Source organism: Paraburkholderia dioscoreae, from assembly GCF_902459535.1.
In the GTDB taxonomy this organism is placed as follows: Bacteria; Pseudomonadota; Gammaproteobacteria; order Burkholderiales; family Burkholderiaceae; genus Paraburkholderia; species Paraburkholderia dioscoreae.
In genome coordinates this window covers 899351-921922 of the sequence record NZ_LR699554.1, presented here as the reverse complement: position 1 = coordinate 921922, position 22572 = coordinate 899351, and the positions used below count along the sequence as shown (strand labels likewise).

Annotated in this window: 20 protein-coding genes; 12 read left to right on the top strand and 8 right to left on the bottom strand. The window is 64.6% G+C overall.

Going from position 1 to position 22572, the window contains the following annotated elements; all coding sequences use genetic code 11:
• Positions 1-7 precede the first annotated feature (7 nt).
• Both PDMSB3_RS24290 and PDMSB3_RS24285 read right to left on the bottom strand, forming a co-directional pair.
• Positions 8-226, bottom strand: coding sequence for a hypothetical protein (locus PDMSB3_RS24290; RefSeq protein ID WP_007176559.1), 219 nt, complete (start codon positions 224-226; stop codon positions 8-10).
• Positions 227-401: 175 nt separating this feature from the next.
• Positions 402-2525: a D-(-)-3-hydroxybutyrate oligomer hydrolase gene (locus tag PDMSB3_RS24285; protein ID WP_165187995.1), complete on the bottom strand. Its 2124-nt coding sequence runs from the start codon at positions 2523-2525 to the stop codon at positions 402-404.
• A gap of 142 nt (positions 2526-2667) precedes the next feature.
• Here PDMSB3_RS24285 and PDMSB3_RS24280 point away from each other — a divergent pair, with 142 nt between their 5' ends.
• The 7 genes from PDMSB3_RS24280 to PDMSB3_RS24250 all read left to right on the top strand — a co-directional run bounded on the left by PDMSB3_RS24280 (position 2668) and on the right by PDMSB3_RS24250 (position 10366).
• On the top strand, positions 2668-3420 hold the full coding sequence (locus PDMSB3_RS24280; protein WP_007176557.1) for a 2Fe-2S iron-sulfur cluster-binding protein: 753 nt from the start codon (positions 2668-2670) through the stop codon (positions 3418-3420).
• 12 nt (positions 3421-3432) lie between these two features.
• Positions 3433-4434, top strand: coding sequence for an FAD binding domain-containing protein (locus tag PDMSB3_RS24275; protein ID WP_007176556.1), 1002 nt, complete (start codon positions 3433-3435; stop codon positions 4432-4434).
• Positions 4431-6653, top strand: coding sequence for a xanthine dehydrogenase family protein molybdopterin-binding subunit (locus PDMSB3_RS24270; RefSeq protein ID WP_165187993.1), 2223 nt, complete (start codon positions 4431-4433; stop codon positions 6651-6653). Before PDMSB3_RS24275 ends, PDMSB3_RS24270 begins: the two co-directional genes overlap by 4 nt.
• Before the next feature lie 181 nt (positions 6654-6834).
• Positions 6835-7422: a nucleotidyltransferase family protein gene (locus tag PDMSB3_RS24265; RefSeq protein WP_007176554.1), complete on the top strand. Its 588-nt coding sequence runs from the start codon at positions 6835-6837 to the stop codon at positions 7420-7422.
• A 137-nt stretch (positions 7423-7559) separates the two neighbouring features.
• Positions 7560-9074: a UdgX family uracil-DNA binding protein gene (locus tag PDMSB3_RS24260; RefSeq protein WP_007176553.1), complete on the top strand. Its 1515-nt coding sequence runs from the start codon at positions 7560-7562 to the stop codon at positions 9072-9074.
• A gap of 327 nt (positions 9075-9401) precedes the next feature.
• Positions 9402-10106, top strand: a complete 705-nt coding sequence (locus PDMSB3_RS24255; protein ID WP_007176552.1) for a PIG-L deacetylase family protein — start codon at positions 9402-9404, stop codon at positions 10104-10106.
• A gap of 107 nt (positions 10107-10213) precedes the next feature.
• Positions 10214-10366: a hypothetical protein gene (locus PDMSB3_RS24250; RefSeq protein ID WP_007176551.1), complete on the top strand. Its 153-nt coding sequence runs from the start codon at positions 10214-10216 to the stop codon at positions 10364-10366.
• Positions 10367-10399: 33 nt separating this feature from the next.
• Here the strand turns inward: PDMSB3_RS24250 and PDMSB3_RS24245 are convergent, their stop codons facing one another.
• The 3 genes from PDMSB3_RS24245 to aepX are packed head-to-tail and all read right to left on the bottom strand — an operon-like array spanning position 10400 to position 14385.
• Entirely contained in the window at positions 10400-11467 is a 1068-nt protein-coding gene (locus PDMSB3_RS24245; protein WP_007176550.1) for a 2-aminoethylphosphonate aminotransferase, read from the bottom strand.
• A gap of 21 nt (positions 11468-11488) precedes the next feature.
• Positions 11489-12652 (bottom strand): phosphonopyruvate decarboxylase, encoded by a 1164-nt coding sequence (gene aepY, locus PDMSB3_RS24240; RefSeq protein WP_007176549.1) that lies wholly within the window; start codon positions 12650-12652, stop codon positions 11489-11491.
• Complete coding sequence (gene aepX, locus PDMSB3_RS24235) at positions 12649-14385, bottom strand: phosphoenolpyruvate mutase (protein WP_165187990.1); 1737 nt, start codon at positions 14383-14385, stop codon at positions 12649-12651. Before aepX ends, aepY begins: the two co-directional genes overlap by 4 nt.
• A gap of 211 nt (positions 14386-14596) precedes the next feature.
• Between aepX and PDMSB3_RS24230 the strand changes: the two genes are divergently transcribed.
• The 3 genes from PDMSB3_RS24230 to PDMSB3_RS24220 all read left to right on the top strand — a co-directional run bounded on the left by PDMSB3_RS24230 (position 14597) and on the right by PDMSB3_RS24220 (position 18806).
• Positions 14597-14797, top strand: a complete 201-nt coding sequence (locus tag PDMSB3_RS24230; protein WP_165187982.1) for a hypothetical protein — start codon at positions 14597-14599, stop codon at positions 14795-14797.
• A 195-nt stretch (positions 14798-14992) separates the two neighbouring features.
• Entirely contained in the window at positions 14993-16534 is a 1542-nt protein-coding gene (locus tag PDMSB3_RS24225; RefSeq protein WP_007176547.1) for a methyl-accepting chemotaxis protein, read from the top strand.
• A 538-nt stretch (positions 16535-17072) separates the two neighbouring features.
• Positions 17073-18806 carry a peptidoglycan D,D-transpeptidase FtsI family protein gene (locus PDMSB3_RS24220; RefSeq protein WP_007176546.1) on the top strand — a complete coding sequence of 578 codons (1734 nt, stop codon included), beginning with the start codon at positions 17073-17075 and terminating at the stop codon, positions 18804-18806.
• A gap of 29 nt (positions 18807-18835) precedes the next feature.
• Here the strand turns inward: PDMSB3_RS24220 and PDMSB3_RS24215 are convergent, their stop codons facing one another.
• On the bottom strand, positions 18836-19954 hold the full coding sequence (locus tag PDMSB3_RS24215) for a GGDEF domain-containing protein (protein WP_007176545.1): 1119 nt from the start codon (positions 19952-19954) through the stop codon (positions 18836-18838).
• 256 nt (positions 19955-20210) lie between these two features.
• On the opposite strand from PDMSB3_RS24215, the gene PDMSB3_RS24210 reads away from it, so the two are divergent.
• A complete protein-coding gene (locus PDMSB3_RS24210; RefSeq protein ID WP_007176544.1) occupies positions 20211-20468 on the top strand; it encodes a DUF2866 domain-containing protein in 258 nt (85 codons plus the stop codon).
• A 42-nt stretch (positions 20469-20510) separates the two neighbouring features.
• On the opposite strand, the gene PDMSB3_RS24205 is transcribed toward PDMSB3_RS24210, so the two are convergent.
• Positions 20511-21149 (bottom strand): 2-hydroxychromene-2-carboxylate isomerase, encoded by a 639-nt coding sequence (locus tag PDMSB3_RS24205; protein ID WP_007176543.1) that lies wholly within the window; start codon positions 21147-21149, stop codon positions 20511-20513.
• A 325-nt stretch (positions 21150-21474) separates the two neighbouring features.
• On the opposite strand from PDMSB3_RS24205, the gene PDMSB3_RS24200 reads away from it, so the two are divergent.
• Positions 21475-21843, top strand: coding sequence for a hypothetical protein (locus tag PDMSB3_RS24200; RefSeq protein WP_007176542.1), 369 nt, complete (start codon positions 21475-21477; stop codon positions 21841-21843).
• 66 nt (positions 21844-21909) lie between these two features.
• Here PDMSB3_RS24200 and PDMSB3_RS24195 read toward each other — a convergent pair whose 3' ends face one another.
• On the bottom strand, positions 21910-22536 hold the full coding sequence (locus tag PDMSB3_RS24195) for a LysE family translocator (RefSeq protein WP_007176541.1): 627 nt from the start codon (positions 22534-22536) through the stop codon (positions 21910-21912).
• Between the last annotated feature and the right edge of the window lie 36 nt (positions 22537-22572).

The window sequence follows — 22572 nt, the reverse complement described above, 5'->3', positions numbered from 1 at the left end:
ATGCGCTCTATTGCGCCGCCGCGTCGCACCACTCCATTGCCCACGACTTCGCGCATGAAATGGCATCGGCTTCGTTGACAAAGCCGTCGATGTCGCCGGAATCGTGCGACTGGACGTGCTCGTTTTTGCGCGGCACGCGAGTGATCTTCGCTCTCGCGTGGTACAGGCCGTCTTCCGCGTGACGCGCGCGGCAATCGATATGGAAGTGTCTGTAGTCGAACTGCATTCGCTCTCCTTTGAACGCGGTTTATTTCATCTGCCCTAGCATCGCTTATACCCGGACCCGCTTGCTCGCAGGCAACGATTCACGCATGCCGGCTCGCATGTGTGATCGCCGCTGCGAGCCGGTGCGTGCAGTCCGCGCGAGTCGGACTCAATTGCGTACGCTCAGCCGGGTACGCTTAGTTCGGCACATTCACCACGCCATTGGCCGCGGTGATCGCGTTGATGCCCGGACTCGCCGCGATCGGCGGCAGATTGGCCGTGGTCAGCGGCGGCGCGGCGCCGGGCGTGCCGCCGCGCGGTACAGTGTGAATCACCTGTGACGGCGGCAGCGGCGTGCCGTTTTTCAGATGACTCCACATCAGATTGAGCGCCTGAAGGTTGTAGTAATGCAGCGGCACGAAGCGCGAATCGAAGCCCGCCACGCCGAGGAACGCATCGAAATGCTGGGCGTTCGTCACTTCGTAAAACGACAGCTTGCTCGCCGCGCCTTCGCTTAGCTGATTCAAGCCGAGATACGGCCGCGACGCGTGGTTGATCGGCACCAGTGCATCCGCGCGGCCCTGCACGATGATGGCAGGCTTGCCATGCAGATTCGCATTCACGCGAATAGCGTCGACGCTGCCGGTCAGCGTGCCGTTCGTCCACAGCGTGCGCAGACACGAGGCGCCCGCATAGCTGCCGTCGGCGGTCGCCAGCCGGTGATCCGCCGCGCCTGCGCCCGAGTTGAAGACGAGGTTGATGCCGTTGGTCGGCGGCACCCCGTTGCCGTTGCCGAACACCGTGAGCATCGGCGACACCGCGGGTGTGACCCCCGCGGTCCCAGCCGCATTCGTCGTGCCGAAGCTGAAGTTGCAAAGGTTCGCGGTGACACTCGCTTTCGCGTACGCGTCGGCATAGGTCACGGCGACAGCCGGCACCGCTTGCGAGTCCCACATCGGCGCTTGCAGCAGGTCGGAGTCGGTCTGGTAGCCGTTCTGATGCAGCAGCGCAAGCGCGTTGGTCGCCTGGGTCGTCGCGTCCGCACCCGCGATCACACCGGCGGCCGCCAGCGACGCGCATCGCGCGGTGCGAATCGAGGTGGTCGTGGCACTCGGCAACGCCGTCAGATACGGCGCGCCGGCCGCGGCGGGCGCGAGCGCCGCGCACGGTTGCAGCATGTTGGCGAGCGTCATGTAGTCGGCGAGCGGTTTGCCGAATGCGCCGACCGGCACGCCGCCCTGCGCCACCGAGACCTGCTCGGGCAGCCGCAAATTGATCTGCGGCTCGCCCACGACCACCGCGGTGATCAAACCGGACGTGTCCTGTTCCGCCGCCGCGAGCGACGCGCCGCCGCCGTTGCTCACCGAAGCCGCGATGGTCGTGATACTTCCGCTCGCGTAACGCACATTACGCGTCGAGCCGTTGAGCGTGCCATAAGAATCGTTGAGCGTCCAGTACGCGAACTGGATCGCCTGCAAGGTATTCCTGCCCCAATCCTTCTCCGGATTCTGCTGCGAGTGCGCATGCTTGAACGCGTAGCGATTCGGGAACCTGCTGTTATAAGACGCGAGATCCGTGTTACCGAGGTTGGCCGTGAAGAGACTGGCCTTGCCCGCCGCGGTAGCGTCCTGCAAGGTGCCGTCGATCAACGTGACCAGGTTGGATGACAACTCATGCGCGCCGTTGCCGCTGCCTTTATCGGTGTAAGCCACCGCGCAGCCGCGCTTGAGACCCCACTCGCCGGCCGCCGAAATCGCGCCGTACACGCCGCGCGAACCGGACGACGTTGCCGTGACAATGCACGGCTGATCCGGATTGAAGCTCGCCGGAATCTGCACCAGCACCGTGACGTTCTGCGTGCCGCTGCCGTCGTCGGCGAAGGCGAGGTATTCCTTGCCGGCGATCTTGCCTTCGCCGAGCGTATCGTTGCCGTTCAGATCGACATTAGGTCCCCAGAAGCGTCCATAGCCGCCGTTCGCGGTCATGTCGACGAGCGCGCGATAGTTCGACCAGATGGCAAGCCGCCGCAATTCGGCGGCAGTGGGTTGCGCCGCGTTGGCAATGGCCGGCGCCGTGGCCGACGCGAGGCCGGTCTTGCCGAGGCCAGCGGTGAGCAGGTCGTCGGTGTTGCCATCGTAGGACTGGGTTCTTACCGAAGAAGCGGTAATAAAAGCCGGCAGCGCATTGGCCTGCGGCGGCGGATGATTGTCACTGCCGCCGTGGCAGGCAGTCAGCACGACTGTCACGGCCATCATGGCCGCCACGGTTCGCACCACGGGCACATGTCCTGACGCGGATCTGACTCTGAAAACTGATGTCATCTTGGCTGTCTCCGATATTTTCTAATACCGTTGTGTCTGCAACGGCACCGAAATTGCTGCGTGATGTCCAATGATCGCGACGCTTCGGATACCGACGCATCGCTAGCCTGCATCGACCTTTCAACGGAGTCAACAGAACGTCATGTCCACGCATAACGAATGTCAGGATCCGAGTGACGAGTCCGCCACCACCCCACCCCAACCTTCACGCCGCCGCTTCCTTCAATCGGCTGCTGCCGCAGCCACGGTCGGCGCCGCGCCGCATCTGCGCGCGCAAACCCAAACCCCACCCGCGCCGCCCGCTCAGGTTCAGCAAGCCGTACCGCCGCGCCCGGTCACGCTGACCGTGAACGGCCGCGCGTACACGCTGCAACTCGAGCCGCGCGTGACCCTGCTCGACGCGCTGCGCGAATACGCAGGCCTCATGGGCACGAAGAAAGGCTGTGATCGCGGACAATGCGGCGCATGCACCGTGCTCGCCGACGGCCGTCGCATCAATTCCTGCCTGACGCTCGCTGTGATGCACGAGGGCGAGAACATCACAACGGTCGAAGGACTCGCCACTAACGGCGCGTTGAGTCCGATCCAGCGCGCATTCATTGAACACGACGCCTTTCAGTGTGGTTACTGTACGCCCGGGCAGTTGTGCTCCGCGACCGCCCTGCTCAATGAATTTCGTACCGGCACCGCCAGCACTGTCACGGCCGATGTCCGCAGCCGCCCCGCCCAGCTCTCCGACGATGAAATCCGCGAACGCATGAGCGGCAACATCTGCCGCTGCGGTGCGTATGCGAATATCGTGGCCGCCGTGCGCGCGGTGCACGAAGGCGGTGGCCAGAATGGCAGCGCCGCCATCAACGAAACGAATGGCGGCGGCAACAGCCGCAACGCCTGAGGGGGCGACAGCATGGATGCGATCTCTTACGAACGCGCCGGCGACGTCGCCGGCGCAGTGCGGGCGGTGCAGCAGCCGGGTGCGGTGTTCATCGGCGGCGGCACCAATCTGCTCGATCTGATGAAGGGCGGCGTAGCGCGGCCGGTGCGGCTGATCGATATCACGCATATCGGCGGACTCGATACGGTCACGACGCTGCCTGACGGCGGCATCCGGATCGGCGCACTGGTGCGCAATAGCGACGCGGCCAACCACGCGCTGGTGCGCGAGCAATACCCGTTGCTGTCGCAAGCGTTTCTAGCGGGCGCCTCGTCGCAATTGCGCAATATGGCGACGGTCGGCGGCAATCTGCTGCAACGCACCCGTTGCGGCTACTTCTACGATACGGCCTTCACGCAATGCAACAAGCGCACACCGGGCAGCGGTTGCGCGGCGCTCGACGGCCACAATCGCACGCATGCGATTCTCGGCGCGAGTCCCCAATGCATCGCGGTGAATCCGTCGGATATGAGCGTGGCGCTCGCCGCGCTCGATGCCGTGGTGCGCGTGAGCGGCCCCGCTGGCGAGCGGACCATTGCGTTCGCCGATTTTCACCGGCTGCCTGGCGAACGGCCCGATGTCGATACGACCTTGCAGCCCGGCGAATTGATTACCGCCGTCGATCTGCCGCCACCGCTCTTCAGCGCGAACTCCCATTATCTGAAAGTGCGTGACCGCGCCAGTTACGCATTCGCGTTGGTCTCGGTTGCCGCCGCTTTGCAGATGGACGGCGATCGCGTGAGGACCGCGCGTATCGCGTTGGGCGGCGTCGCGCACAAGCCGTGGCGCGCGAGCGCCGCGGAACAGATGCTCAATGGCCAGCCGCTCACGCAAGCCACGTTGAAAAACGCCGCTGCCGCCGCATTACGCGACGCGCGGCCGCAACACGACAATCGTTTCAAGGTGCAGCTCGCGCAGCGCGCGATCGTGCGCGCAGTGAATCAGGCCGCCGGCCACGCGGGAGGTGTCGCATGAATCTGATCGGTCAACCGTTCGACCGCACCGACGGCCTGCTCAAAGTCACCGGCGAGGCGCGCTATGCCGGCGAATTTCCTGAGGCACGTCTTGCGCATGCGGTGCTCGTCACCAGCACGATTGCGCGCGGCACCATTGCGTCGATCGATGCGAGCCGCGCACAGGCGCTGCCCGGCGTGCTGCTCGTCATGACGTATCAGAATGCGCCGCGCTTGCCAAACGGCGGCAAGCCCGCGCTGGCGCCGCCGGCCGGACGCCGCCTGTCGCTGCTCCAGGACAACCAGGTTCACTACAGCAACGAGCCGGTCGCCGTGGTGGTGGCCGATACGCTCGAACATGCCACCGACGCCGCCCGCCAGTTGCGCATCACCTATCAGAGCGGCGCCGCGGTCACGGACTTCGCGCAGGCCAAACCGAACGCGCACGCCCCCGACAAGCCGCAAGGCCGACAAACCGACACGCAACGCGGCAGCTTCGACGACGGCATGCAAACCGGCACGGTACACGTGGACGCGACCTACACCACGCCGATCGAACATCACAGCCCGATGGAGCCGCACGCCACGATGGCGCGCTGGGACGGCCCGCAGCTCACGCTCTATGATTCGACGCAAGGCGTCAGCAGCGCGGCGCAGGCGGTCGCGAAGACGCTCGGCATTGCGCCCGCCGACGTGCGCGTGATTTCGCCGTTCGTGGGCGGCGGCTTCGGTTGCAAAGGCTCGTCGTGGTCGCATGTGTCGTTGTGCGCAATGGCGGCGAAACAGACCGGGCGGCCCGTGCGGCTCGTGCTCGAACGGCCGCAGATGTTCGGCCCGGTCGGTGCGCGTCCGCACACCGAGCAGCACTTCGTGCTCGCCGCGCGGCGCGACGGCACGCTGAGCGCGATGCGTCACGACAGTATCTCGAACACGTCGGTGATCGAAGACTGGACCGAGACCTGCTGCATGGTCACGCGCATGCTGTACGCGGTGCCCAATCAGGTGACCACGCACCGCATCGTGCCGCTCAATCTGGGCACGCCGACCTTCATGCGCGCGCCGGGAGAAACAACCGGTTCGTTCGCACTCGAATCGGCAATGGACGAACTCGCGGCGGCCTTGAAAATGGATCCGCTCGCGCTGCGCATCAAGAATTACGCCGATGCCGACCCGCAGGAAAACAAGCCGTGGTCGAGCAAGTCCTTGCGCGAGTGTTATCAGATCGGCGCCGAGAAATTCGGCTGGTCGCGGCGCACGAGCGCCCCGCGCTCGATGCGCAACGGCGGCACGCTGATCGGCATGGGTATGGCCACCGCCACCTATCCGGCCAATCGCAGCGAAGCCAGCGCGATTGCGCGGATCTTGCCGGACGGCACCGCGATGGTCGCCTCCGGCACCCAGGATATCGGCACCGGCACCTACACCGTGATGACCCAGGTGGCCGCGGACGCGCTCGGCTTCGCGCCGGAAAACATCCACTTCGCGCTCGGCGATTCGTCGCTGCCCAGGGCGCCTGTGTCGGGCGGCTCGCAATCGGCCGCGAGCGTCTCGCCGGCGGTACGCGACGCGGCGAGCCAGGCGCGCAGCCAGTTGATCGCGCTGGCGCTCGCCGATCAAGCCTCGCCCGTGCACGGCATTGCGCTCGACGACATCACCGTGGAAAACGGCTGGGTGGCGAGCCGCTCGCAACCGGGCAAGCGCGATCCGGCAGCGGCGATCATCGCGCGCTCGGGCGGCAAGCCGATCGAGGCGATCGCAACCGTCAAGCCCGGCGACGAAAAGCAGAAGTACTCGTTCCACTCGTTCGGCGCGGTGTTCGTCGAGGTGCATGTCGACGCCGACCTCGGCACGATCCGGGTGGCGCGCGTGGTGGGCGTGTACGACGTGGGACGCGTGCTCAACCAGAAGACGGCGCGCAGCCAGTTGATGGGCGGCATCGTGTGGGGCGTCGGGGCGGCGCTGCAGGAAGAGAGCCCGGTCGATACCCGCTATGGCCGCTTCACCAACGCGAATCTCGCCGAGTATCACGTGCCGGTCAATGCCGATATCGGTTCGCTGGACATTACCTTTATCGACCGGCCGGATCCGTATATCAACTCGCTCGGGGTACGCGGCATCGGCGAAATCGGTATTACGGGCGTACCGGCGGCGATTGCGAACGCGGTGTATCACGCCACCGGCGTGCGCGTGCGCGACCTGCCCGTCACGCTCGACAAGGTGATGGGCACGATGCAGGTTTGACGCGCGCGTTCGCGTTCGCCGGCCGGTTTCAGTGTGACGCGGGTCCGTTTCGATTGACGTGACGAAGCCCGGCAAGCGCATGAGGATGTCGGACAGCAAGCGCCGTGCATATGCATTGGCGCTTGCCTACGGCTGCGTTGCATCGCACAATCGATCTTCATCTTTATACCGGTGCCTGCTCATGGTCTACGCCTCGCTCGCCACTGGCGTGTTGCTCGCCGCCGGCTTCGGTTCGCGTTTCGACCCGGACGGCCTGCACAATAAACTGCTGGCGCGCATGCCCGACGGCACACCGGTCGCGCATGAGGCCGCGCATCGGCTGTTGCGGGTCGTCTCGCAGGTGGTGGCCGTGGTGCGGCCGGGTTCGGACGCGCTCGCTCGGCTGCTCAACGACGCCGGTTGCGACGTGGTGTTCGCGCTGGACGCCGAACGCGGCATGGGCGCGAGTCTCGCAGCCGGGGTCGAAGCCTGCGAGGGCGCCGAAGGCTGGATCGTCGCGCTCGCGGACATGCCGCGCATCGCCATCTCCACCATTGAAGAAGTGGCGCGCGCGCTCGACGGCGGCGCTTCGCTGGTCGCGCCGTATTACCACGGGCAGCGGGGGCATCCGGTCGGCTTCGGCATCGAGCATCGCGACGCGCTGCTGGCGCTCGACGGCGATACCGGCGCAAGATCCCTGTTGATGTCGCAACAGGTCACGCGGCTGGACGTGGACGATCCAGGCATTTTGCGCGATGTCGATACGCCTGAGGATCTGCGCAGCGTCTAGGCGTGACGCCCGGCCGGGGTAGTTGTGACGCGACACGCTTGATCCGGACTGGCGTTCAGGCGCATACTGTATATTTATACAGTATTTTGTCCGCACGGGTTGGCGCTTTACGTGGCGCATGGCCGCGGCGCGCCCGCATGAAACGCATTCCAATCGAACCGACTTTCGCCGCATGGCGCCGCGCGGCGCGGGAACTGCTGCGGCAAGAGATCGAGCCGGAGCGGATCGAGTGGGTCGAGTGTGATTCGGACGCTTCGAGCCCTTTGAGCGATTCGCGCCCTTCGAGCAATCCCGGCACTCACAGCGCCGAGGTTCCGGCCAGCCCCGCCGCCACTCCGGCGGTCGCCACTCCCGTCATTCCTCGTGAACTGCTCGCCCGGCTGAAAACCGCAGCCTGCTTCCGCGCGCCGGACCGCTGGTCCCTGCTCTACCGCATTCTGTGGCGTTGGACTCGCGGCGAGCGCCACGTCCTCGATCTGGCGGATCGCGACGGCGCGCTGCTCGATCAACGCGTCCAGTCGGTGAAACACGAAACCGACGATCTGCTGCTGCTCACCCTGTTCAGGCGGCGCGATCCGTCTATGGGGCCGCCGGAATTCGTCGGCTGGTACGAGCCGAATCATGATCTGCTGGAGCGCGCCGCCGCACGCTTCGCCGAGCGCATGGGTGATTCCACATGGATGCTCGCGACACCACACGGCGCGGCTTTCTGGAACGGCATGTTGCTGCGAATCAGCCGGCCGGCAGCAGACAACGGCGAGCGCGCCGCGCATCCTTTTACAGAAAGCCAGCAGCAAAGTCCGCCGGCCAGCCAGGTGCTGCCAGCGGGTGTCATGGCCGGCGAAGCCACGACCAGCGAACCCACCGAGGCGCTGTGGCTCGCGTATTACGCCAGCGTCTTCAACGGCGCGCCGGCGTCCGTGCCATTGCGCTACTGGAGAACGCCGCCCGCGGGCCCGCCGCTGCCCGCGCACCTCGCGCGCGAGCGCAGCCGTCTCGGTGCGCAGAGCGGCACCGTCACCGTCCCGGAAATGCCACCGGTCGAATATTCGGCGGTCACGCCACCGTTGCGCGAGCCGACCGGCCCGCTGGCCACCTGCCGGCGCTGCGCGTTATGGCGCAACGCGAAACAGGCCGTCGCGGGCGCCGGTGCGGCTCAGGCGGCGATCATGGTGGTCGGCGAACAACCCGGCGAGGACGAGAACCAGAACGGCACGCCCTTTACCGGCCCCGCCGGTCATCTGCTGGACACGGTACTCGCACGCGCCGGACTCGAACGCGCCGCGTTGTATCTGACCTATGCCGTCAAACACTACAAATGGGAAACGATCGAGCAGCAGCGCGTGCACCGCACGCCCGCGCTGCGCGAGGTCGAGGCTTGCCAGTACTGGCTGGAGCACGAGTTCGCGCAGGTCGCGCCGCGCGTGGTCGTCACGCTCGGCGCGACCGCGCTGAAGGCGTTGACCGGCGCGCACGTCAATCTGTCGGAATATCTGGGGCAGACCATCTGTCACAGCGGGCGTCTGATCGTGCCCGCGTGGCATCCGTCGTATGCGCTGAAAATGGCTGACGGCCGGCTGCGTGAGGATATCGTCGCGGGTATGGTGGCGGCGTTCGGTCGCGCGGCGGCGTTGGTGGCGGAAGGGGCGTAGTCTTTTTGCCCCCTGGTTCCGTGTTGGTCGCGCGCGCGCCGGCTTCGTCGATTGACTATCCAACAACGCCTCTTCGCCGCGCAAAGGTGAGCCGATCCGGGAAACCCTCTCCCCTCACGGTGAGCTTCTACAGGACACCATCAACCCACCACCAACCGTCGTGCCCCTCAGGCACGCCACTTGCGCACCCCAAACCCGCCGCGCAAGCCCCGCCAATTCCGCCTAAGCTGATGTGACGCCGCATTTTCTCTGGCACCGGCGCGACGCTCGAGCCCCGGTCGATCAACCTCGTGCACGTCCCGCGCGTCGCAAACCATCACATGCCCCATGAGCGAAACCAGCCCACGTCTTTTCATCGTCTCGCCCCATTTCGACGACGCCGTCTTCAGTTGCGGCGCATTACTCGCCGCGCATCCCGACGCCGCGGTGTGCACGGTGTTCGCCGCGCCGCCCGAGCAGCCGATGCATACCGAATGGGATGAAAAATCGGGTTTCACGGACGCCCATCAGGCCATCCACGAGCGCACGCGGGAAGATAACCGCGCGCTGGAAGTGCTCGACGCGATTCCGCTGCGCATGCCGTTTCGCGACAGCCAGTATGCGGATTCGCCGTCCATCAGCAAGCTGGCGGCGGCGCTCGAAGAAACCATCTATCGCACCACCGCGAATACGCTGCTGATGCCGCTCGGCCTGTACCACGACGATCACGTGCGGGTGTTCGAAGCCTGCTGTGAAATTCTGCCGCGCCTGTCGCATCTGACCTGGTTCGGCTACGAGGAAGCGATTCACCGCCGCACGCCCGGGGTGGTGCAGGCGCGGCTCGCCGATCTCGCGCAGCGCGGCATCGTTGCGACACCGGCCCACCCGAGTGCCGGCCATACGATCGATCTGCAGCGCCGCGCGCAACTCAAACGCGAAGCCGTCAACGCTTACGAAAGCCAGTTGCGCGCATTCGGCGCGGGCAATTACGACGACATTTTCGCCACCGAGCGTTACTGGCAACTCAGCGTGGGCCGTCGCCTGAAAAAGTAAGAGACGCGGCGCGCCGGAAACGCGTACGCTTGAAGAGAACACCCGGCGTAAGTTCGACCGCGCCGCCCGTACCGTCCTCTTCCTCTTCTCCACCCAAAGGTGCCGTCATGAGCTACGACATGCATACCAGTCCGATTCCCGATCCGAACGCCGATCCGAACCGCGACCCGGAAGCCGATCCGCTGGTGCCGCCGTCGCCCGGCCACCACACCGAGGAACCGCAGCAGCCCGACGGCCCGCCGGACAAAGACCCGGTGTGACCGCATTGCGCGGCCGGCAACCGGAAACGCGAATCAGCGCATGAGTTCGCTGAAGCCTTGCAACAGACGGTCGACGTCGGCGGCGTGAATGTTGCCCATCGTCGAGATGCGGAACAGTTCCGCCGACAGGCCGCCTTGCCCCGCGTAGATGACGAAGCCGCGCGCCTTCAGCGCGTCGTGCAGTTGCGGATATGCGATGCCTTCCGGCAAGCGATACGCACGCAACACCACCGACGACTGCTCCGGCGGCAGCACGCTGCCGATGCCGCGCTCGGCAAGACCCGCCCGCGCCTGTTCGGCGAGCGCCGCGTAACGCGCATGACGCGCGCGCCAGCCGCCTTCGTCGGCGAGTTCGCGCAGCGCTTCGACCAGTGCGTAGTACGCATGCACCGAAGGCGTAAACGGCGTGTTGCGCTGATCCTGCAAACGCGCGAGACGTCCGAGATCGAGGTAGTACGTGCGGCTCGCCGCCTGCGCGAGCGCGGCGCGGCGTACCAGCACGAACGAGGCGCCCGGCACGCCATGCAGACACTTGTTCGCCGTGGCGGCCACGGCGTCGAGACTGCTGTCGGCGAAATCGATCGTTTCCGCGCCGAAACTGCTGACGCCGTCCACCAGCAGACGCAGCCCCCGTTCGCGACACAACGCGCCGAGTTCCGCCAGATCGTTCAGGCGGCCGGTCGTGGTTTCGTGATGGATCACGGCGACGTGCGTGAACGCCTTGTCCGCGTCGAGGTGGGCGGCGATCTTCGCGAGGTCGGGCGCCTGCATCCACTCGTGCTTCAGCGATTCATGCGCAATGCCGTACTGCGCGGCGATCTGCGAAATGCGCTCGCCATACACGCCGTTTTCCACGACGAGCAGCTTGCCGTTCTGCGGCACCAGCGCGGCGGTCATGCTTTCAACTGCCGCCGTGCCGGAACCGGTCATCAGCACGGCTTGCCATTCGCCGGCGTCGAGGCCGTAAAGATCGACGAGACGCGTGCGCGCCTCTTCCTGTAAATCGAAAAACTCGCTTTCGCGGTGGCACAAATCCGTCTGCAACAGGCTGTTGCGAACGCGTTCGGTGAGCGTCACCGGGCCGGGGTTGAGCAGCAGCATGGGCGCTCCTTGACGTTGACTTTAAGCGGCGCCGATGTGGCGCATGAGACGCGTCTTCACATCGGGCGGCGTGATGGTGGGACGCGGCAGCCCGTCGGGCGTGCCGCCGCGAATGGCCAGACGCGCGAAGCGCGGGCCGTCGAGGGGCGCGGCTTCGAACAGCGCGTCGATCACGTTCGCGTCGTCGCTTTCGACCGCCGACGCATAACCGCACGCCGCAGCGACGCCCGCAAACGAAACCTGCGACGACACCGTCGCCTGGCCGCCGGTGGAGTCATGCGCGCCGTTATCGAGCAGCAGGTGCGTGAGATTCGACGGACCGTATGCGCCGATGGTCGCGAACGCGCCCATGCGCATCAGCGCGGCGCCGTCGCCGTCGAGCGCGACCACGTGCAGATCGGGACGCGCGAGCGCAAGACCCAGCGCGAACGGCGTCACGCAACCCATCGAGCCGACCATGTACAACTGGTTCGGACGGTCCTCGATCGCGTAGAGTTCGCGCCCGCAAAATCCGGTCGACGCGAGCACTACCGTCGATTCGAGCGGCGTGTGCGCGATCACCTTGTTCAGCGCGTCGTGACGCGAAGCCAGCTCGCTCGCCGCCACATTCGTGAACTGCGATTGCGGCGTAACAGGCACGCGGCGCGCGCTCGCGCCGCTGTCCTTCAACTCATACGGCGCCACGCTGCCCTTCTGCATCACCAGCGCATAAGGGCGGCCGGTTTCATCCATATGCGCGATGGCGCGATCGAGAGCCGGGCCGATCGCGTCGGCTTCGGTCGGGAAGGTTTCCCACGGAATCTCCATTGTCTCGAGCATCGCGGGCGTGATTGGGCCCATCAACGCGTGCTGCGGTTCGTCGGCGACACCGGGCTGGCCGCGCCACGTGACGATCAGCAATTGCGGCAAGCGGAAGGTCCACGTGAGCGAGGTCAACGGGCTCACGGCATTGCCGAGCCCGGAGTTCTGCATCATGGTGATGCCGCGCCGGCCGTTGCGCGCGCCGAGCGTGACGCCCGCGATCAACGCGACGGCGTCGCCTTCATTGGCCGCCGACACGTAATGCAGCGACTCGTCCTGCAACACGTAGTTGATGAACGGCGTGAGATACGAACACGGTACGCCTGCATACCAGTCGAAGCCGCGCTCGCGCGCCGCCTCGACAAACTGTGCAGCCTCGATCATTGCGCGGCTCCGCTCGCTGCGCCCGTCGCTGCGCTGTTTGCCGAGCCGCCGGCCGCAGCCGCGAACGGCGCCTGCGCATGCGCGAAGTCGCCCGCACGGCGGAAATCTTCGAGGTCGTTCACGCCGCGCCAGTGGCCGTGCACGTATTGCACTTCGATCGATTCACCCGCTTCGATCAGCGCGTTCAGCAACGCGGGCATGTCGAGCGACGCGAAATCCGGGCGCGCCTGCAACTGGCTCATGACCGCCTGCAAACGCTCGCGGCCATCGCCGCGCACGTTCAGCAGACCGACCCAGCGGCCATGCGGCGTTTGCGACGCGATGGCCGAGCTGGCGTCCTGCCCGCTCGATACGTGACGCAGCACGACCTTGTTGCCGAACAGACCGCGGTCGTCGGCCGCCGAGCACCACGCGAAATCGCGCACGCTGGCGTTTTCCGCGTCGGTCAGCGACGAATCGACCACCACGCTGAACGCCGCTTCGCTCTCCACGAGATCGCGCAGGATATAGCTGCGGAACAGCAGATCGCCGTACGAGATCACCGTGTCGCCCGCCAGCTTGTCGACCGCGCAGGCGAGCGACGCGAGTTCGCCGGTTTGCGCGTGCTGTTCGTTGACCACCAGCTTGATGCCGGCCGTGTCGATCGCATCGGCGCGATAACCGCCGACCACGGTGATATCGTTCACGCCCTGCTTCTTGAATGCATCGACGAGCCAGCGCAGCAGCGGCTTGCCGGCGATCGGCAGCATCACTTTCGGACGGTCTTCGGTGACGGCTTCGAGACCCTTGCCGCGGCTTGCCGCGAGCACGACCGCGGAACCGGCCGCTCGGCCGCTCGACAGGTAGCGGTCTTCGGCTTCTGAATATTCGTCGGCATCCTGCAGACGGAAAATTTCATTGACGGCGGCGATGCTGTCTTCCACGTTGACGAGCGTTTCGCTCGAATGGATTTCCTTGGCGACGGCCTGCATGGCCGAGGTGGCCGCGCGAATCAGATGGTTCGCCCAGATCACGGTGCTGATGCCGGCTTCGCGGAAAACTTCGGTGGGCGTGCTGTAGTACTTGGTCGGCACGATCACGAGCGGACCACGGCCCGCCCATTCGCGCGCGAACTCGAGAATTTCGTCGGGACGCGAGAGCTTGCTGTGAATCAGGATCGCATCCGCGCCGGCCTGGCGGTAGGCTTCCGCGCGACGCAGCGCCTCGTCCATGCCCCAGCCGGCGATCAACGCTTCAACCCGCGCGACGATCGAAAAGTTTTCGTCCGACTGCGAGTCCTTACCGGCTTTGATCTTGCCGCAGAACTCATCCATATCGGCGAGCGGTTGCGCTTCGCCGTTGATGAAGCTGTTGGTCTTGGGAAACTGCTTGTCTTCGATACACACGCCGGCAATGCCGCGCTGTTCGAGCTTGCGCACGAGACGGCGCACGTTGTTGAAGTTGCCGTAGCCGGTATCGCCGTCGAGCAGGATCGGCAGGTCGCTCGCGTCGGCCATGAATTCGAGCGTGTCGACGACTTGCGTCCAGCTTGCTTCGTTATTGTCGCGCACGCCGAATTGCGCGGAGATCGCGAGGCCCGAGCCCCAGATCGCCTTGAAACCGGCTTCGCGGACGATCCGCGCGGACAGGCCGTTATGGGCCTCCATCATGAATTCGAGTTCGTTGCTGACAAGCATCTGGCGCAGGCGCGCGCTACGGGAAGCGGAGATAAAGGCAGGTTCGCGGGCGTTCATTATTTGTACTCCTGGTGGCGGGCTTATTGGCGCTCTTCTTTTGCCCGACTGGCGGCTGGAAAATGGCGACTATAGCGGAATTTTTATTTATTCGTCTTCCCCGCGACGGCGGCTTTTCCCCATTTGCGGATAAGTGGAAAAATGTGTCGTTTTTTGCAAGCTGGGTAATGCATCGTCTGGCGTTTGTATTTTGTTGGCATTTTGTGGAATCTTGACGCAACTGCTTGCTGTGTTGCAGGTAGGCAGTGGATTCGTGCAGTTGGGTCGCAAGCCAATTGTGGCGATCTTGAGGCTTTTAATATCCGGCCTTCATTTATGGAATGCCCCGATTATTAATCTCGATTCGCAAGCACCGGCATTTTTAAACGGCAGTACAGGGAAAGCCGGATTGAATCAATACAAAATAAAATAATCCCTTCGAATCAAGCATGAAAATGCCATACTGGCCGTAAAAAACCCTTTTAGTCAGACAAATAAAAATCTCCGACAGCGGGTTTCCCCTGCCTGTGGAGTCCCTGAAGCCGCGCCGTAAACACAGTCAGCGACAAGCCATTCGCCGCAAGCGAACCCAATCCTGACCGACACTGTGCGAAAGCAAAAAACCGCTATGACTTTGAACAAGAAACTGGCCTCGATGATCGGCGTCCTCTGGATCGGCCTGATCCTGATCGGCGGCTTCGGCGCATGGCAAAACCGCGCCTCGATGATTTCGGATCGCCGCGATCAGCTGCAATCGCTGATCGACCAGGCCAACCACATCGTCGGCCGCTACTACACGCTCGCGCAGCAGCACACAATCACTGAAGACGAAGCCAGAAAGCAGGCGCTCGCGACGCTGGCGGCCATGCGCTACGGCAAGGACGGCTACATCTCCGTCAACGACTCGCAGCCGGTCATGTTGATGCATCCGTTCAAGCCGGAAATGGTCGGCAAGAACCTTGGGCAGTTCACCGATCCGGCGGGCAACCATCTGTTCACCGATATCGTCACCGCGGGCAATCGCGAAGGCGGCGGTTTCATCGACTATCTGTGGGCCAAGCCGGGCAACGATAAGCCGGTGGCCAAAACCAGCTACGCGCTGCACTTCGCGCCGTGGGACTGGTATATCGTCACCGGCATGTATATGGACGACGTGCAAAGCGAGTTCTACGCCAGTCTGCTGCGCTGGCTCGTCATCACCGTCACGCTCGGCGCGATCGCCACCGTCGTCATGCTGCTGGTGCTGCGCAGCATTCGCCGCTCGCTCGGCGGCGATCTCGAAGCGGCCGTGGAACACGCGCAGTTAATGGCGGGTGGCAATCTCGCCACGCGCGTGCCGGTGCGGCCGGACAGCGCCGGCAGCCTGCTGCACGCGCTTCAGACGATGCAGGCCGGCCTCGTCGAAACCGTGTCGCGCGTGCGTCTCGGCACGGAAAACATCAATATCGGCGCGACGGAAATCGCCGCCGGCAACACGGATCTCTCGCAGCGCACTGAAGAGCAGGCCGCCGCGCTCGTCGAAACGGCTTCGAGCATGGACCAGATGACGGTCAACGTGAAGCAGAACGCGGACAGTGCGCAGCAGGCCGCCCACCTCGCCGGCCAGGCCGCGGACGTCGCCACGCGCGGCAGCCGCGTGGTCGACGACGTGGTGCGCACGATGGGCGAGATCACTACCAGTTCGCGGCAGATCGGCGACATCATCGGCGTGATCGACGGCATCGCCTTCCAGACCAACATTCTCGCGCTCAACGCAGCCGTGGAAGCGGCCCGCGCGGGCGAACAGGGTCGCGGCTTCGCGGTGGTCGCAGCCGAAGTGCGCAGCCTCGCGCAACGCTCGGCCACGGCGGCGAAGGAAATCAAGGCCTTGATCGAGACTTCGACGCATACGGTCGAAGCCGGCGCGTCGCTGGTCGCCAACGCGGGTTCGACGATGGGCGAGATCGTGCAGTCGGTGCGGCGCGTGAACGAGATCCTCGAAGAGATCAGCAACGCCTCGCGCGAACAGAGCGCGGGCATCGAGCAGGTCAATCGGGCGGTCGGCGAAATGGATCAGGTCACGCAGCAGAATGCGGCGCTGGTCGAGCAGGCCGCGGCCGCGGCGCATTCGCTGAAGGATCAGGTGGGAGTGCTGCGCGAAGCGATCTCGAGCTTCGCGCTGCCGGCCTGACGGTTTCGAACCACCACCCGCAACCGACGCAATCAGTCACCCAAAAAAGAAGGCGCTCAACAGGCAGAGAGCGCCTCTTTAACACGCCGCGTCGGAGTCGACGCATTAATCGAACGAAAGAGCCGCGCGGATTTTTCAAGTCCGCGCGGTTTTTTTATGCCCGTACGCGGCTCGCCCATCTTCGGCCACTCATGGTCGACGTGGTGCCGCCTTGCGCGGCGAATGCTTACCTCACCCCGGAGCGCCGCCGCGTAGAGCCAGATTTGGCGTCGGCGAGTTCCCGGACGCGCCCGGCGGCGACACGGTGCGCGAAGCCCTACCCGGTCACGCCCCACTTGCGCGGATCTCCCATACGGATTACGTTCTCATTACAATTGAGCCGGCCTTCCTGGCGATCGGCCGCGACGTGCGGCCACGCTCGACGCGCCCAGCCATGTCGTGGCGCCGGCCGAGCGATTTCGCCGGCACTTCAGGAAGGCATTCGCCGCCGCCGATTCGGGCGGCGCAAGTTAATCGAGCTGTTCGTTATCCGCCCCTAATGATCCAGAAGAAGAAATCGCAATCTCACGACCCCTACGCGCCCGTCGCGAAGAACCAGTTGCTGGCCGCGCGCCTGCCGATGTGGCGTTCGAAATTCATCGTCCTGCTGGTGTTCGGCGCGTTCGCCTCGCTGACGGGGCGCGCGTTCTGGGTGCAGGTGGTGAACCAGGATTTCTACGTCGATCAGGGCCAGAAGCGCTACCAACGCACCATCGAACTCGACGCGACACGCGGGCGGATTGTCGATCGCAACGGCTCGATGCTCGCCGTCAGCCTTGCGACCTACGAAATCTGGGCCTCGCCCAAGCTGATCGACGAAGCCGCGGTCGCGCCGCTCTCCAGGCTGCTCGATCTGCCGCTGGCGGAGTTGCGCAGGCGTCTGAACGGCGACAAGACCTTCGTCCTGCTCAAGCGCCAGGTGGACGCGGAGACCGCCGGGCATCTGTCCAAACTGGGCCTTGCCGGCATCACGCAGATCGCGGATTCGAAGCGCTTTTATCCCGAAGGCGAATCCGCGGCACACGTGGTCGGTTTCACGGATATCGAGGACAACGGCCAGGAAGGTATCGAACTCGCCGCCAATGAACAACTGCTCGGCGTGCCCGGCCAGCGCGAAGTGATCCGCGACCGTCTGGGGCGCGTGGTGTCCGAGACCCGGCCGCTGGTGCCCGCGCAGAACGGCGAAACTATCCACCTGACGATCGACCGGCGGATTCAGCAGCTCGCTTACGCGCAACTGAAGGAGGCTGTTGCCCGACATCACGCCGAAGCCGGCAGCGTGGTGGTGCTCGATGCCCGCAACGGCGAAATCCTGGCGCTCGCCAACTACCCGAGCTTCGATCCGAACGACCGCGCCCGCCTGACCGGCCGCCAACTGCGCAACCGCGCGGTGGTCGACACTTTCGAGCCGGGTTCGACCATCAAGCCGGTGGTCGTCGCACTGTCGATCGACGAGGGCAAGGTGCGGCCGCAGAGCATTATCGACACCGCGCCCGGCTGGTACAGGATCGGCCCGGCCGTGATTCACGACACCTCGAATCACGGCGCGATGAGCGTCGCCGAAGCGGTGCAGAAGTCGAGCAATATCGCGCTCGCCAAGCTCGCGCTGAATCTGCCGGCCGAAAAGATCTGGACCAAGTATCAGGAATACGGGCTCGGTCTGCGCCCCGAGCTGACCTTTCCGGGCGTAGCGTCGGGCAAGGTGCGGCCGTATAAACGCTGGCGGCCGATCGAACAGGCCACCATGGCGTATGGCTATGGGCTCTCCACGTCGCTATTGCAGATCGCACAGGTCTACACGGCCTATGCCGGCGACGGCACGATGCATCGCGTCAGTCTGTTGCGCAGCGGGGCGGGTAACGTCGAGCAATCCGCGGACGCGGGTCATGCGGTCACGACGCCGGCCACCGCGCGCGCCATCCGCTCAATGCTGGAAATGGCGACCGGCGTGGGTGGCACCGGGCGCGCGGCAACGGTGGAAGGCTACCGGATCGGCGGCAAGACCGGCACGGCGCGCAAACAGGTCGGCGCGACTTACGCGAAGAACCGCTACCGTGCGCTGTTCGTCGGCATGGCGCCGATGAGCGACCCACGGCTGATCGTCGCGGTGATGATCGACGACCCGGCGGGTAAGGCGTTCTACGGCGGAACGGTGGCCGGCCCGGTGTTCAGCGGCGTGACGGGCGGAGCGCTGCAGTTGCTCGGCGTGCCGCCGGATGCGCCGGCGATCTGAATGCGGCGAATTCCCGCAGCACGCGCCGCTCAACCGGCCGTGTGATCGCCGCTTGCGCTCACCAGCGCTTCGATGCGATTACGGCCGTTGCGTTTGGCCTGGTACATCGCGCGATCGGCTTCCTCCATGATCGCGCCGCCTAACGTGGCGGCTTCGGTCGGCGTGCCACTGACCATCCGCGACGCCACGCCGATCGACACCGTCAAGGCGATGCGTTCGCCATGATCGTCCTGCAAAGCCAGCCTTTCGACCGCCAGCCGCACGCGCTCGGCGACGGTGAGCGCGTCGGCCCGGTCGCCTTGCAGCAGCGCGGCAAATTCCTCGCCGCCGTAACGCGCCACGGTATCGCCCAGACGCACCTGCTGCCGCACACAAGCCGCCACCGCCGCCAGCGCGCGGTCGCCGGTCTGATGGCCGTAGGTGTCGTTGATCCGCTTGAAGCTGTCGATATCGATGAAAAGACATGCCACCGGCATGCGATAGCGGACGGCGCGCATGACTTCCTCGCGCAGCCGCTCGTCGAAATAGCGGCGATTGGCGAGGCCTGTCAACGAATCGGTCATGCCCAGTTGCTTGAGCCGCTCGCGATGCGCGACATTGTCGAGGCTCGCTGTCACGATGCTCGCGAAGCGCTCCAGAATGTCGGTGGCCATGCCTTGACCGAACCGCGCCGCGTCGTCACTGCCGAGCCAGAGATAGCCGCTGATCGTATCGCCGGAGGCAAGCGGCAGCAGGATCGCACTTGCCGGCACATCTTCCGCATCACCGAAGAAAGCGCGCCGCACGGTGTCGTTCAGTTCGCGCAGTGTGCCGAGCCACGGCCGGCCGTCTTCGCACAGACCTTGTGCCGCAAGGCCGCCTTCGCGCGAAGTTCGCAAGCGGGGCTGATCGAGTGCCAGCAAGGCGACCGGTTCGAGCAGTTCACGCAGCATCGGCGCGCGGTCGTCGAGCCAGAGCGTCACGCCCGCCAGCGAGAATTCCCGCGGCAACTGACTGAATAGCGTGTCGAGAAAGGACGCGAAGTCCTGCGCGCCGATCAACCGTAGTTCCACGTTCTGGAAGCGGCGTAGCGTGCGCTCATTGTGCTGCACGGTATCGACGAGCGAGCGAAGACGCTCGGCGAGCGGCGTTTGGGCGAGATTCGTCACGTTGTGAGGTGCAGGCCCGAAGGCGGAGCGGGGTTGGCGGCCCCAACCACTCTGATAACGGCCAATTTCGCGAGGGCTTGAGGGTGCGCACCGCCTACGCTTTTGCGCGATCTTAAGTCTCGCTTAATTCTTTGCTGTAACCATGAGGCACAACATCCCCTGTTGAAGCCGCCAGAACATCGGCGGCGCTTTTTCTCCGGGGTGTCGACGACGCGCCAGAAGACGGGCTGCAGGCCCGCGAAGAAGGAGTCAAATCATGGATGAAGACACGGTATTCGAGCATCTGCGCGCCATGCCCGACAACGAATGGGTCCGGCAGATTCACTCATGCAAGGTCTCGGACCCGCTGCAGCATCCTTGGGGGCGTTCGTACCGGCTCGTCGAATGGACCATGAAGCACACGCCCGAATCGAGCCGCCGGGTGGTGCCCGCCGAAAGCACGCCGCTTGAAATCGCTCAGGCTGTCGTCTCGCACGTTCCGGGCCGGCGCTTCTGCCAGCAGAGCGACGAGTAGTAGCATACGAAGGCGCAGGTTGCGTGCGACGCATTCATCGCGCTAGCCGTCTGGCGCGATCGATACGCAGTAGTCCAATGCATCGTCCAGCCGGTCGTTGCCCCAGAACATTTCATCGCCCACAAAAAATGTCGGCGCGCCGAAAATGCCCCGGCGCGCGGCCGCTGCGGTCTGTTCACGCAAGCGCAGTTTGTTCGCGTCGCTTTGCGCCTCGGTGATGATCTGCTGCGCGGGCAAACCCAATTCGCCGAGCGCCTCGCTCACCACCTCCAGCGAACCGATATCACGGTCACGCGCGAAGTTCAGTTGCATGATCTCGCGGCAATAGGCGGCCATCCATTCGCGATCCGCGCCGAGCAACGCCACGCGCATGGCGAGAAGTGCTGCACGTGGAAATGTGGTGGGACGCTTCAGTGCAATGCCATATTTGCGGCATTGCCGCTCCATGTCCTTCCACACATACGCGCCCTTCTCTTTCTGCAGCACGAATGGCGAATCGTCGAAACCGAGGCCGCGAAAAACAGGGCCCAGCAAGAAGGGGCGCCAGCAAATCCGCGCGCCTCGCGCCGCAGCCAGCGCTTCGATGCGCATGACGCTGAGATAGCTGTAGTTGCTGCCGAAGTCGAACCAGAACTCGATTTCCGGCGCACGTGTGGTCGCGCAAGCCGCGGCGTCGCTCATGTTTGCCCCTCCGATCGTATGCAGGTACATGGCGACCGCCGATGCCCCGCGTCTTGCAAAGCTTAACAGTCGCGTGGTGCGCTTATCCCTATGATGGCTCTTCGCTCCGCCACGTCAGATGGTCATACATCATGCGCTATCCCTACGACATCCTTACCGCCACGTGTCTTTTCATCATCGTGGTCTCGACGTCCATCATGCTGGCGCTGTGCTGAGCCAATCGGGCCGCCTTTCGCGCAGGTGGTAAGCCCGCGAAAGTGCTCTACGCGGTTCCGTAAAGAGACGGGATATACTGTACGCATATACAGTACTTTTCGTCTGAGCAATGCGCCTTCCACACTTCGAACCTCCCACGCTCGCCGAATTGCGCGCCTGGTGGCGCACCCGCGACGAGCAGGCCGTTCAGCGGCTCATCCTCGAAATCCAGCGGCAGCGGCTCACGCTACTGGAACTGCGCAATCTGATCGACTGCGGCGTCCAGCAGGCGCGCGCAGCGGACCGCACGCTGGTTGAACGCGGCGAACCGTTGATGACGCTGCGCATCAGGATCGCCCAGGAAGTGCTGCGTGTCGGCGACATCGACGATACGCAGCAGATGAGCCGCACCCAACAGGAAAGGCTCGCGGTTCGCACCGAAGGCCAGATGGAATATGCGCGCGAAGGCCGTCTCAGGCGACAGCGCCGCAATATCTAGCCACAACGCGGTCGCGCTACTCCCGCAGTGACGGGCAGCAACGTGCGTGGATTGCTCAACGCGTTTTCAACGCGTTTGCGTCGCCACACGCAGGCCGAGCGAAATGAACAGCACGCCGATGATCCTGTTCTGCCAGCGCGTCAGCCACGTCAAACGCTTGACGAGTTTGCCCAGCGGACGAATGGTCAGCACGATCAGCGTCGTATAAAGCGCACTCATGCCGACAAAGATCAGCCCGAGCGTGGTGAACTGCAAGAACGTGGAACCGTGTTCGGGATGAACGAATTGCGGCAGAAACGCGAGAAAAAACAGCGCAGTCTTAGGGTTCAGCACTTCGGCGGGAATGGCCTGAAAGAAAGCCTTCGCGGCCGATACCGGCGCCACGGCCGGCATATGCGCGCCCGCCTGTTTCTCGCGCAACGCGCGAACGCCCAGATAGACGAGATAGGCCGCACCGACGAACTTCACCGCATTGAAGGCCAGCGCGGAGGTCATCAGAAGCGCCGAGAGGCCGACCGATGCGCCCAGCGTATGAATGAAATCGCCAACCGCGATACCGAGCCCCGTGAGAATGCCGGCCTGGCGGCCGCCATGCACCGTGCGCGTCAAAACCAGCAGCACAGCCGGACCGGGAATCAGAAAAAGCCCGAGTACAACGGCAACGAAAGTCCCTAACGTGGATAGATCCAGCATGCTGTCTCCTTGATGACGCGCGCCGAGTTTCGCGGA